General features: G+C 47.5%; 7 protein-coding genes. 5 read left to right on the plus strand and 2 right to left on the minus strand.

The genetic code is table 11. The features are described from left to right. Nucleotides 1–3: 3 nt before the first annotated feature. Together tssB and B2Z72_RS05525 are read right to left on the minus strand one after the other, a co-directional pair. Nucleotides 4–489 (minus strand): type VI secretion system contractile sheath small subunit, encoded by a 486-nt coding sequence (gene tssB / locus B2Z72_RS05520; protein WP_296983751.1) that lies wholly within the window; start codon nucleotides 487–489, stop codon nucleotides 4–6. Between the two features lie 27 nt (nucleotides 490–516). Further along, nucleotides 517–2,280, minus strand: a complete 1,764-nt coding sequence (locus B2Z72_RS05525; RefSeq protein ID WP_296983752.1) for a TssA family type VI secretion system protein — start codon at nucleotides 2,278–2,280, stop codon at nucleotides 517–519. A 428-nt stretch (nucleotides 2,281–2,708) separates the two neighbouring features. Between B2Z72_RS05525 and B2Z72_RS05530 the strand changes: the two genes are divergently transcribed. The 5 genes from B2Z72_RS05530 to B2Z72_RS05550 all read left to right on the plus strand — a co-directional run. Next, nucleotides 2,709–7,685, plus strand: coding sequence for a Calx-beta domain-containing protein (locus B2Z72_RS05530; protein ID WP_296983753.1), 4,977 nt, complete (start codon nucleotides 2,709–2,711; stop codon nucleotides 7,683–7,685). Nucleotides 7,686–7,808: 123 nt separating this feature from the next. Next, nucleotides 7,809–9,653 carry an FG-GAP repeat protein gene (locus B2Z72_RS05535; RefSeq protein ID WP_296983755.1) on the plus strand — a complete coding sequence of 615 codons (1,845 nt, stop codon included), beginning with the start codon at nucleotides 7,809–7,811 and terminating at the stop codon, nucleotides 9,651–9,653. Nucleotides 9,654–9,680: 27 nt separating this feature from the next. Next, nucleotides 9,681–10,745 (plus strand): hypothetical protein, encoded by a 1,065-nt coding sequence (locus B2Z72_RS05540; protein ID WP_296983756.1) that lies wholly within the window; start codon nucleotides 9,681–9,683, stop codon nucleotides 10,743–10,745. A gap of 59 nt (nucleotides 10,746–10,804) precedes the next feature. Continuing rightward, on the plus strand, nucleotides 10,805–13,417 hold the full coding sequence (locus tag B2Z72_RS05545; RefSeq protein WP_296983757.1) for a type VI secretion system Vgr family protein: 2,613 nt from the start codon (nucleotides 10,805–10,807) through the stop codon (nucleotides 13,415–13,417). 2 nt (nucleotides 13,418–13,419) lie between these two features. Beyond that, nucleotides 13,420–13,948: hypothetical protein (locus tag B2Z72_RS05550; RefSeq protein WP_297004322.1), on the plus strand; the 529-nt coding region annotated here is incomplete at its 3' end.

Genomic DNA, 13,948 nt, shown 5'->3' on the forward strand with positions numbered 1-13,948 from the left:
ACATTACTCCTTGTCGAGGCCCAGTTCTTTCATGATCTGGCTGCGTGTTTCTTCATTTTCCAGAATGGCCTGGATGGTTTTACGGAACGCCGGCACGTTACCCAGAGGGCCTTTTAACGCCTGCAGAGCGCGACGCAGTTCCATCAGGCTGGCCAGTTCCGGAACCTGTTCAGCAATCTTAGCCGGACCGAAACCCGCAAGGGAATCCACCTTAAGGTCGACATTGATGTCATCACCTTCATCTTTCAGCTTATTCGGTACTGAAAAGCTCATCGAAAGATTGTGACTTTTGATTACATCATTAAAGTTGTCTTTATTAATGTTAACCGGCTCGCGATCTTCGATAACTTCATCACTTTCGCGACCGGTAAAGTCATCAACGATGAGCATTTTCAGCGGCAGCTCAACATCTTCCGATGCACCGCCAGTATTGGACTTGTAAGAAATGTTAATGCGTTCTTTCGGCGCGACACTGCCATTGCTAGCCATGAGCTTCTCCCTGATTGACTGTCTGATTTAGAGGCTGGTTGCCGTTACCGGGTCCAGCCAGCAAAGACGTTTGAAGGCATCTGAACGACCTTCTTCTGTATCCTGATTTTCGTCGTCACTGCGACCGTACGCTTTAATAAGAATGTCGTAGGCGCGCGCAACAAAATCCGATTCCCATTCTGACACCGAGGTTTTTTCCACCCGCTCGATAAGCTGTTGCAGTAACGGAATGGCAACATCGGTCTGACCTGCGGCAGAGATCAGTTCTGCGCTGGCCAGTTTCACCCGGTATTTATCCCGTTCATTGAGCGGATTAAAGTCGCTGTTAAGCAATGTCAGTGCATCCTGAAGTTTGCCTGAGGCAGCCAGTTTTTCGGCCTCAGCGGTTACTTCAGATAATTTGTCGCCAGCATCGGTGCCGCCGGAAGCGCCACCCGGATTCATTTGGGTAGAAAGCCAGAACCGCGTCTGGTCATCAGCGAAAGGGGTGCCGTCGCTGTATTGAAGCTCGAGAATTTTGGGAACGCGGTTAATAAAACCTGTCAGCTCTTCAAGCAGTGCATCTTTGGCTTTCTGATATTCAGCGCCAAGAGCTTCAAGAGAATTCACTATTAAGCGCGTGCCGTCAAACCAGTAGGGCATTTTGGCCGCAGATGACTCAGCCTGGGTCACAACCTCAAGAAATTCGCCCTGTTCAAACAGATCGGAAAGCTTTTTAAGCTTGTCTGCCGGTGGTTTAGGCAGCTGGGTTTTGCCATCTTTGTTCGGCGGGAGCTTATCGATGGAGTCCCACAGTGCAGAACGAGAGTAACGGTAACGGCGCGGATCTGATGGTTTCTGCTGAGCATGAAAATCAGCCAGTTTGCGCAGACCTTCCTGAATCTGGCGATACGCCTTCTTGGCATCTGAGTCTGAACCGAGATCACCGACCTCAACACTGATGGCAGCATCGGCGGATTTTGCTGACGAAGATGCCTGCGCAGGCGCTGATTGAGGCGCTGCTTGCTGGGGTACTTGTTGAGGTGCTTGTTGTGGGGCTTGTTGTGGGGCTTGTTGAGTTGCCTGAGCAGCTGGCGCCGGTACAGGTTGTTGTACTGGCTGCTCCGCAGGCGCTGTTTGCTGCACTGCAGCGGGTTGTGAAGCTGATTGCGCCGCAGCCTGAGCTGGCTGAGTCTCCGCAGGCTGAGTGGCGGCGGGCGCGGCAGCGGGAGCAGGCTCTTTGCTTTTCAGTTCAAATTCAGCCGCTTTCTTCGCATTTTTAAGGCTGCTGTTAAATTCTCTGACATCCGGCGCTGATGATTCCATCTTATCCGCCAGCTCAATGTCCAGGCTGCGCAGTAAGTCGGCACAGGCCACAATGTTTTCAGCGTCACCATTTACCGGTGGATGCAGCGTCATATAGTTATTGGATTTTTCTGAAAGCCATTCCACCGCACTTTTGCGTCCACGCAGACGCTTAACCGGCGGAAAACCATTTTCCCAGAAATTTTTCTGCATATTTTCCAGAATGCCCAGACCAGCGCGCATACCGGCATAGCCTTCGGTCTCTGTTAATGCATAGGCAAGATAAGATGCGACAGAAAAATCTTTTGTCGTGTCTGATAGCAAACGGGAAGAAAGATTTTTTACTGTTTCCCAGTCGACTTTTTCAGATGTGATGGATTCGAGTTTTGCCAGTTCGGCTTCCAGAAGTTCATAGTCTGGTTCGTACTTGGCATTTATACCGGCAGGGCTCTCTCCTGGTACGGGCTCTGTTCCTAACGCTGAAAATGGGTGTGACTGTTCCGCCATTTTTCTATATCCATATAGTTCACTGGTAATCTGCCTGTAATTTCAGGCTTCTCAGGAGAGCGAGGAGTATCAAAGTGTGAGCGGGTTATTGTCAACAGTTAATTCAGTTGTGTTTTAATGGATTTCGAAAGTTCGACGCGTATAATCGCCGCGACTAGGAAGAGCACTCAAATAAGGAAGTTGTAATGAGGTTGCCACATTTTTCAAAATTAATTTCTTATCTATTGATTTCGTTCACGATTTCTTCGTGTGGTGGTTCTGGTGGTGGCAGCGTCACCGATGATCCATCGGTAATTGGCGAAGGCCAGCCGGAAATATTAGAAGGAGATTCCGGTACAAGTCAGGTCACACTGCCGTTCGTGGCGCAAATTAGCGGATTAATTAAATATAATACTTTTGACTTAGGGGCCGTCGAAGAAAGTGATTTCGTGCCCTTAGTCGGAGAGTACACCGTTGAAGAAGGGACAGAATACGCCATTATCGTTGAAGTGTTGGGCGATGAGCGTATCGAAGGTGATGAAGATTTTGGTGTCTTAATTACCGACGAAAATGGACAAGAGTTGACAAGACTTTACGGAAAAATTGTTAACGACGATTTTCCTTCTTATACCGTAACTGCGACAGACGTCACAGAAGTGGATAACGGTACCTCCAATCTGGTTTACACCATCACACTATCCGAAAGTACGATAGATGACTTTGTTCTTAACGCTGCGACTGTCAGTCAAACTGGTAATGGCATTGCGACAGCGGATGAAGATTACCGTCCTGTTAATGAAGAGGTCGTCTTTACCCGTGGCGAATTAACAAAAACCGTAACCGTGACTGTTTTTGGTGATACTGATGTCGAGCCGGATGAGGCGGTGACGTTATCAGTCACACATGCGTCGGGTATGGAACAAAGCGCAACGGCGTATATCCGTACCGATGATGTTCCGGGTTCCGGAAATGTTCCTACCTTCGAAATTAATGCTGGCCGGCCAATTGCGGTTTCTGAGAATTTTTCCGCACGGGACAGTGAAGGCTACAACCAGTTTGATGTGACATTTACATTACATCCGGATTTCGCCGGCTCAGTCACAGAAGCCTTTGATTTAACCTATCAGCTGATCGCGCTCGACAGTTATGAGTATCCCGATGAAGCGGCCCTGGCAGATGAAGACGACTTCGATCCGACATCAGGAGTTATTACCATTCTGCCTGAAACCGGTGGTTCTTCGTCACCACGGGAATATACCGCGACGATCCGCATTCGGGATGACTCCGAACTCGAAGGTACGGAGGTGCTTGGCTTCCTTCTTTCGAATGATGAAGGCGCACAGTTTGGTTTTACCTATGTACTGATCCGCGATAATGAATCCCCGGATTTTGACGTAACAGTAACAGGGGGAGTGAATGACTCTCTGGCAATTGTTGAAGGCGACACCAACAATCCGCAGACGATCACCGTTACCTACCCTGAGGGGCAGAACGGTAATGCTCAGGATTTCCGCTATAGCCTGTTTGTAGAAGGCAGTGGCAATAACAAAGCAGCGCTTGATGATTTCATCTCCCCGGCCGGTGATTCTGTTATCACGTCCGGCACAATACGTGTTGGTGACGGCATCAGCAGCGGGGAAAATCAGATCTCCTTCACCCTGAACGGCGATGACGTCACAGAAGGTAATGAAGAATTTTACCTGCAGATCTTTGATGAAAGCGGCAACGAGCTGCAGCGCCAGAACGGTGAGCTGATTATTTACACCTTCACCATAATCGACGACGACCTGCCCTCAGTACGCTGGGCGCGCGTTAACGACGACGGAGATGAGAGCGCTTCGGATCCTTTGGCTGATGTAAGCGGCAATATCAATATCTGTGAAGACGGCTCGTTTGCCGGAACAGATCATTGCCTGGCGACAGCAATCAGTGATGATCCATCGGCAAACGGTGCGGATGTTACCGAGTCAGAGCCATATCATCTTTATCTGGTACTGGGTGGTTCAGGTGCCAGCTCGGCACTGCAGAATTATGCGATCAATATCACAGCAGTCAGTACAGCGGCTTCCTGTAACTGGACTGCCAGCGGCGTTCTGCTTGAAGAAGACGAATATGAATTACAGCACTCAGGCACCTTTGCGGAAGGAGCAAGCCGCTACCGTGTGCGCTTTACGCCAGAGAACGACGATCTGGTTGAGTGTGATGAAACCGTCACGCTGCAGGCGACATTAAGCTCTGCTGATTTCTCCGCCGTGGCTGGTACTGAGCAATCGAATGATCTCGATCTGACGGTAAAGAATAACGACATCAGCTACGTCGATATCATTGGCTTCAGCGCCTATGAAGAACTGGCTGATGCCGGCAGCCAGGCAGCACAGAGCGGCAGCACGGATACCAATGCTGCTACGGTTTACCGTATTCGCCAGACACTGGCAGCGAATACTGCTGTGGAGTATGCGCGCATCTTTGGTGATACCAATGAAAGTGATTACGCACCGCTTGATCCGGCTGACTCGTCAGATGCTCTTGAGGTTTTTGCTTCACTGGCGGCAGCTGTAGATGTCTCGGGCTTAACCGAACTTGCACTCAGTGATACCACAGAGCATCTCCTTGGCTCCCTGATCGTTGACGATTCAGTAGTCGAACAGAATGAAACAGCACAACTTGTCGTCCGCTTTAAGGCCAGCGTTTATAGCAGCGCTCCGGGGGATTACCCAATGGCGCTCCGTGTTTGCGCCAGTGGCGATGCGACGAGCTGCAGTCCTGCAACCAGTATTGGTTCTTACTCTGCAAATGCTGACGCCAGCGGTACCATTCTCAATGACGAGTTGGTGAGGGTAAACCTGTCATCAGGACCTGCAGTGGTGAATAGTGAAATATCCGCAGAAGAGTCAGCGGGAGCCCTCAGTGTTTACACCATTAGCCTGACAACGGTAGACAGTGCTGGCAACAACCTGCACAGCGGTGCAGATTTTTCAGGCTTTTCCGTAACTCTGGCTGCAAGTCTGAGCAGCTGTGCGGATACAACGTCAGCCTGTGCAACATCCGGTACGGACTATTCGATTACGGCAGGTGATCTGATTGACCTGACGACTTTGAACATCGGAAGCGCAGCAATAGAGCTGACCTTTACCGACGATAGCATCGTTGAGCCGGATGAAACCGGCACACTGACACTTGCCTTAAGTGCTGGCAGCGAAGACTTTATCTTTAATCACAGTGAAGTGGACGGCAAATCGCTCAACATCACCATTGAGAACGATGACTTTATTAATCCGGCCATTACCAGCACAAATTCGAGCGGTAATGAAGGCAGCGGAAGTAATGATGTCGATATTAACATCAATCTGGGCGCTGCTATTGCAAGTAACGTGGATCTGGATCTGACAATCACCGACACCTGTCAGGTGGATGAGTCAACCGGTTGTGGCACACCGGGTGGCCTGGACACGGATTACAGTCTTTCAGACAGTGAATTTGATCTCAGCGGATCAACTGCAGAAAAGACCATTACCCTGACGATTCTGGGTGACACCATCACAGAGCCGGACGAAGTTGTAACGCTGACGCTCAGTCTGGACGGCACCAATATCAGCAATTATGTCGATCCGGATTTTGATTCCTCGACGCTTAAAAGCTTCAGTTACACCATAGTTAATGATGACTATTTAACTCCGGCTATATCGCTGAGTAGCAGCTCTGCACTGGAAAGAAATTCGGGTAGCTTCGTTGCGGCAACATTGACGCTGGCGTTAACTCCGGGGCAACAAATAGCCGATAACGTGAATGACTTCAGTCTTGTGCTTTCCGTTGCCTGTGCAGCGGTTGGTGGCGGTGACTGTGGAGATGAGGAAAGCGGTGACTTTATATCAGGGCTTGGTTCATCGCCGCTTACTGTTGATCTGAGGGGCGAGTCAAGTCCGGTCAGCATCGATTATAGCCTGCAAGTTTTAGGTGATTCGCTGGTCGAGCCAGATGAAGTAGTTACTTACACCTTAGCATTATCGGCTGACAGCAATGGTGCTTACTTAAATCCTGCGGTTACAGCGGGCGCTGAATTAGGAACGGCATCATTTATCATTGAAAATGATGATGTTCTGGATATAAGCGTGTCGTCATCCGGTGGAACATCCTCTGGTAATACCGTCACCATCGGTGAAGGGGGATCCATCATTTATTCTCTGAACTGGGACGGAGAAAAAACAGCGAGCAACTTGCCCGCAGTGACATTTAAACTGTCAGATGTGACGTCCTGTACGGTAAGAACGGCTGCTTCATCAGATACCAACCTCGGTACAGCTAAATTAGGAACTATTGAATTAGGCACAGCCGTTACTCAGGCGTCTTTTTCTCCGGTGACGGCTACTGACGATAGCCTGATTGAATTAAATGAAACTACCTGTATTACCTTTAAAGCAAGTGTCGATGGCAGTTTTATGGATTCCGTCAGTAGTTTCATCGCACTGCCAGATGATCAGACGATAGTTATTACAGACAATGATGTGTTCACTGTCACTGTCTCGGGCTATGTTGCCGAGGGTGGAGATTTTACGATTAATCTGTCCGGCAATTACCAGTTCCATAGTGATACTCAACTGACCGTTACCATGGACATTGAAGATATCGACTGCAGTGGCTATTCGACTGCCAATGTTTCAGCAGATTACTCCGATATGGAATGTTTCATCAGGCCTTCCGAAATCGGTGACCCTGAGCAACTGATTTCAGACTACGTTGAATCAGGACTTACGTTCGGGATCGCGGAATCATCAGGATCGACGTTATCCTTTACAGTCACCGCGGCACAGGACAACCTGCAAACACTGAATCAATGGCTGCTGGTTAACCTGTCTGTAGCCGATGGTGATGTATTTGGTGACGGTTATGTGCCATCTCCGTTACTGTTCCTGGATAACGAAAATCAAAACATTACGGGTACTGGCATCAGTCAATGTATTCAGGACGATGGCAGTCTGGACAGCTGTTCTGACTCATCCGCGCCATCGGCGGATAAAGAATATGCACGTGCAGGATATATGGAAAATCGCTACACCTATTTCACTGCAGCTGGTGCTCCCATACTGAATACTCTCGTTGCAGGTAACTTAACCGCTCCAGAAGTGTATGGCTGCGTTCAGGATAACTACACCGGCCTTATCTGGAATACCTCAGGAACCTGTGGAGCCATGTCAGTCAATGCCTTCACACCGTCTTTGATAGAGGTACTTTCCTTAATGGAATATCAGAAGCTGGGCCAAAACGCATTTTTTAATGACACATCGTATCTGACGTCAACCCAGTGCAGTGATACAGATCCTGTACTGATGACAGAAGGGTACTATCTGGTGAATACAGCGACAGGTGCAGTTACCTGTACTATTTCTCCGACAGATGGATCAGATATAGAAGTTGAAAATCTGCCCTAATAAATAGTGGTTGGATTAAAAGCAGAAAATCGCGCAACGGGTAGAAATACCCGCTGCGCAAAGGCGACGTAAGGTAAGAACCTGAAGCGCAAGAATTTACAGAATTAACTCAGGAATATCATCATGACAGACCATAAGATCAAAGCATCTCTTAAGTTCGGTTGTGTATCTCTGGCGACCGCAGCGATTGTCGCCTGCGGTGGTGGAGGTGGCGGCGGCGGTGGTGGTTCGTCCACACCGGAACCATCTGCGCCTTCTGCCGTATCGCCACAGTTAACCGTCAGCGCGATAAAAACCTTTACCTTTTCCTGGCAGGAAGTGGCCGATACCGACTACTACCGTATCCTGGAAAACCCTGATGGCCAGTCTGGCTTCTCTCAACTGGGCAGCAATATCACCCAGACCACAGCCGCCAATGCAGACGGCTTTGCACAACAAAGCGCCAGTTTTGAAATGCCCGTTTTTCTGCGCCACAGTGCCAGCTACATAATTGAAAGCTGCAATGATGTTGGCTGTACATCATCAACGACAATGAACGTCACCAATACCGCAGGCGATGCGGCTGATATCAACGCCGGGGTAGGCTACTTTAAGGCCAGTAATGCAGAGGAGGATGACGGTTATACGAATTCAGCTGATTATCTTCACGCATTCCGTCCAGCGTTTAACTCGGATGCCAGCCGCATGGTCTATGGCGCACCGAAAGAAGATGGCAACGGTGTATCTGAATCGGATAACAGTGTATCTGACTCCGGTGCTGTGTATGTGTTTGATAAAGATGATGCAGGGCAGTGGACACAGACCGCTTATATTAAAGCGCCGACAGTAACTGAAAATGCCTGGTTTGGCTCTTCGGTCGCCATGACCGCTGATGGAAGCACCATTGCTGTGGGTGCTGCCGGGTATGGTAATACCGGTATTGAAGCCTATGTTTATCAATTGGTCGCTGGTAGCTGGACGCTAACAGGAATATTAACGTCAGAGGAAAATAACGCCAGTGAAACTGATGGCTTTGGTGCCGATATTGATATCAGTGATGATGGTTCGTTGGTTGCTATTGGTGCGCTGAAAGATCCCTACAACAAAGCGGGTGATAACGTTGGTACCTATGCAGGTTCGGTTTACCTTTTTGAGAAAATTTCCGGTACTTGGTCGCAAAAAGCGTATCTGAAGCCTGATTATCAGGACGCTTCAGATGTATTTGGCAAAAGTATTGATTTAACACCAGATGGAAGATACTTGGCTGTTGGTGCTAATGGTGTAGACAGTGGTGTAACCGGAGACGAATCTGATAACGATATGTCAAGATCAGGGGCTGTGTACATTTACGAAAATAATAATGGCAATTGGGGTGACTATACATTTCTGCAGTCTGATTATCTGAAAGTGAATGGTTGTTTCGGTGGATCGGTCGCTTTGAATAGCGATGCCACTGTATTGGCAACCGGTGCATATTGCGATACGAGTCGGGCGCGCGATATTAACGGTGATCAGGAAAATGAAGCTGGAAGCGATGTCGGTGCGGTGTTTATCTATACAAGATCAGGAACAACATGGACGAAACAAGCCTATCTGAAAGCCAGTAATGCATCGGATGGAGATAATTTTGGCTTTGGAATCAGTTTGAGTGGGGATGGTGATATTCTGGCGGTGTCAGCATATGGTGATCAAACCGATGAGGTTGGTATTTTGCCCGGCACTAATGATGAGAGCATCTCAACACCAAACGGAGGTTCTTTTTACATTTTTGAAAACAAGGGCAATGAATGGCAGCAGTCAACCTATATTCAAAGCCCGAGTTATGACAATCCATTCGTAAGCTATTGGCCGCGCTTAAGCCGTGACGGATCAACTTTGGGGATTGCTCATCATCGTGATTACAGTACTGCAACGGGTGTTTTTGGAGTTATGGATAGTGCCTTTAGTTTGAATGACTCGGAAAGTGTTGGCGCGGTTCTTATATACTGATAATGGAATTATAAAAAAGGAATTTTTATGCTTACCAAAATATGTAGGAAAGTATTATTTCTCATTTCCTCTGTTTTAATTTATAACTCGGTTTTGGCTGAAATACCTTCAGCGTCGGAGGTTGTAGATTGCAATCGAGGTGTATATTACCCTGAGGAGAACGAAGATCGTGTAACTGCCGATATTATGAATATCAGTTGTTACTTGATTGACGGAGTAAACACTCTTCAATGGGCCCGATTTTCTGTAATTAACGTGGAAAGTCACGTGGCAACTCTCGAAAGTTTATTAAACTTTTCAACAGCAAACAGCGCTCCGGATACAACAGTCGCGGGCAGAGACTCAGTGGCAGGCTATCGCCTGCCAACCCTGAAAGAGCTGATGTTGCTGACAGAATATGTTGCGCCCTTGGGCTCAACCGTTGATGGCCAATCCACTCCGGTTTATTCACTGTTCGGTAACAATTACATCATCCGTTACTGGCTGGAAAATGGCGGCATCAGCTCGCCATCTACGTCTTACCTGATCAGCCGTACGCCTCATTTTAGCGAAGGGAGCGTTGACGGGGTGTTTGCGGTAAACATTGCCGATGGTACTACGGCGGTATTGCCACTTTCCGCCTTGACTGTTGCGGGAACCCGAACGGCTTATGCTTTGTATGTACGCAGCTTTCCTGCCAAATTCCGTTTACGCACCATTCAGGGAGGCCAGACAGTCTGTCTTTCAAGACCTGAAGTTGCTGACACTAATGGAAATTATTACCCGTCTTTGGAAACCTGTGACACCGATGACCGCTTCTACTGGTCATACAATATCGAAACTGATTCGCGCTGTATTTACTCCACCTATCTGGGTGAAGACTATTGCTTATCCCGCTTCTCGAGTGATTTGGTAGCTGAGGCAATGTTACGACCAGAGTCAGGCTCCGGATACGACTCGTTCGATGCATGGTCATTCCGGAATAACGTGCTGTTTCACTATTTTAACCCTAACGGAAGCGGACCCACTAACGGCGATTATTACTTCACGAACAATCTCGAGACCAGCCGAACTCTGGGCGATGCACTTGAGTGGGAAGTCGTTAGGGATTAACGGCGAATTCGACGATCTATGAATTACGACGGATGTTGTAAAAATAAGGATTTTTAAAAATGGCAGATATTCTTTTTTCGTTCTCGACCGACAGTTACCAAAGCCAGTTCACTCTGGTGAACTACAGCGGCCGGGAAGAGTTGTCGAAACTGTTCAAATTCGACCTGATGTTGAAAGTTAAGCTCGAAGATGTTGCTGATATCGACTTTATCGGCATCCTGACAGAAAACGCGTCACTCAACATCGCAGGCCCGGTTGGTGAAGAGGAGATCGACTACCGCGTGACCGGCATGCTGGAGTCTATCGAAGAAGAATATCACGGCTCCGCCACCCACAAATATTACCGGGCAAGCCTGGTGCCGACCATCTCCCGTCAGACCCGCAATCTGTCTTACGACATCTATGTCGGCATGAAGGCAAATGAAATTCTGGAAGAAGAGTTAAGCAAGGACCTTCAGGTCGATTACGGTATGAGCCTGACCGCGGACTACCCGCAGAAGGCCTTTGTCTGCCAGTATGCTGAATCCAACTTCTCATTTATCTCACGACTGGCCAGTCACTGGGGGATCTATTACTACTTCGATCATACCCAGAATGGCAAAATGGTCTTTGCTGATGATGAGCATTGCGAGCCGGGTCTGATCGCTGAAGCTAAGCTGGATCTGAGCAACAATAAGAACACCAGCTTTAATACTGTGCGTACACTGCGTAAATCCTTCCATGCCGTACCGGCTGGGGTGATCGTATCTGAGATTAACCCGGAACAGGCAAGCCTGCATTTTGAAGGCACCGCCGGTGAAGTTGACGAAAAGAACTGTGTTCACCTTGTCAGCGAAGGTTGTGACGACAAAGACGAGGCGGATACCATTGCTAAAATCCGTCTCGACGAATACCAGTGCCAGTCTGTCAAATACCATGGAACATCCGGCATTCCCTGCCTGGCGCCGGGTTTCTCACTGCTGGTAAGCACACCGGATGGCGGCCAGGAAGAAATCCTGATTACCAGCGTGCAGCACCAGGCATCCAACCTGGACAACAGCCATCGTGCAGACGATGGCGAAGGCGGTAACTATTACGAAGCCACCTTTACCGCGATTCCAAAAGAAATCGTATTCCGCCCTAAATACGAACGCGACAATAAGCCCCGGGCAATCTCAACCACAGCACGGGTGTATTCCGCAGAAGAAAACAGCGGCATCGCACAACGCGATGCGTCTGGTCATTACCAGGTCATCTTTGACTTCTTAAAAGGCGAAGACCCTAAAGTATCCTGCTGGATGCGTCGCGCCAGCCACACTGCACATACCAACCACTTTGATATGCCATTGACCCCAGGCACCGAAGTTCAGATCGCATTCGTCGACGGCAACCCCGATCGGCCATACATTGAAAGCGCACTGGAAAACTCACAGTCACTGCGTTACCCGGTTAATAACGAACGCCCACATCATGCGTCTATTCGGACGGATGGGACACTGTATATGGAAGCGCTTAAATCTAAGCAGGCTCTCTATATAAGTGCAGTTATCGATCCTGATGAGGCTAAAAGTTATTCATCTCAGCATATGATTCCGCGGTTGAATCCCGATGGAACCCTCAATGTAGAGAATAGTAACTATGTACCGGGGTACGACCATATCTATGAGCGATATGGCGATGAATATACAAGAGTGCTTGGTACAAATTTCAAGTACGGTCGAAATGCAGACTTTAACTTTGGCGCAAAGTTTGAAGAGAATCATGTTGTTGCTGATCAAAATCCATGGCATGTGAAACAGTCTTATGATCTCAGTGGAAAGATTCTCGACGATGAGAAAAAAGTAACGCACGGTATATTTGATGATGGCCTTAAAGATGAAAGGAAGGCTGGGATTGTCAGAAAAGATTTCGGAAACACTTACTATTATCAAACCGGTACGCATTCAACATGGGCGCAGGGAGCAGAGCAGAGTGGTATTCACTCGACCTTTAACTATGGTGGACGCTATGTTGAAAACAATGCCAGCTTAGACGCCTCGAAAAATGGTAAGAAAGGTACTTCCTTGCCATCGGGATGGTCTGATGAAGCCCTTGTTACTCAGAACTTTGGTGACACATACCAATACATAGAAGGCGTCCATTCCGAAGGCCATGATGGGGACTACACCTTCCAGAGGAAGGGTAATACGACTGAGACTTATTATGGTGAAATAAAGAAAAATATTACAGGTAATGTTTTTGATAATATTACAGGAGATGTTTCTATAACAATAAATGGTCAAAAGTCGGAAGTTATTCAAAACTTAGCAGGAGATAAAACTGAAACCATAATCGCTGCAGGGAGCTATACGGCTACTTGCACAGCCGCGAAAGAGATTAGTTTGATAGAAATGACCTCTGATAAAAAAGCAACGCTAACTGGAAATGAAAGCTTTTTTAAAACAGCGAATGATTCATCTTGCGTATTTGGTCAAAAAACTGAGTTGATGAACGGATTTGCTGCTGCATCGATGGTTGGTATGAAAGTAGAAACATTTTTTGCAGGGCAGGTGACTATAGGAAAAGCTGTAGATATTACAGAGCGATCTACGAACTTAAAGAAATTAAGCACAGTAGTTGAAAAATATAATACAAAAGTCGTTGATTATGGTGCGAGTAAAATATCGAAAGCTAAAATTTATATTATGAGTTGAGCATGATTAGAATTATCCCGATTGTTGCGTTTCTATACGCCTTTATTCTTGGTGCAAGTGAGTTGTGGGATGTTGGTTTTCCCGATTGGCAGTGGGATAGCCGTATGAGTGTTGTTGATAATATGAATAAGTATAAATTTTTTAACCCATACTTAGGCTTTTTGGGCGAGTTGGTGATTTTATTTATTCTTTATTTATTAATTAAGGGCTTGTACGTTGATCTGGTGGCTAACGAATACACTGAGGGTAAAGTGATTAAAGTGGAAGAATCTGATACCCGTGTGAACAACAGGAACTTAACAAATTTATATGTAGCTTATATGGATGTTGAAGGATGGTTTAAGGATCAGCCCGCAGAGTATAAGACGAGCATTAAGATTGGAGATAGGGTTAGAATTCGGTATCAAAAAGGGCGTGTTGACAGGGCTATGTTTGATGGTTTGGTTGAAGATCATGATGAATCGAAATTATCCAATCAAAGCTCACAACTGACTAACGAGTCTGATGTATCAGGCATCGACGCCTATCTTA

This window comes from Thalassolituus sp. UBA6592 (assembly GCF_002433655.1).
GTDB lineage: Bacteria > Pseudomonadota > Gammaproteobacteria > Pseudomonadales > Oceanobacteraceae > Venatoribacter.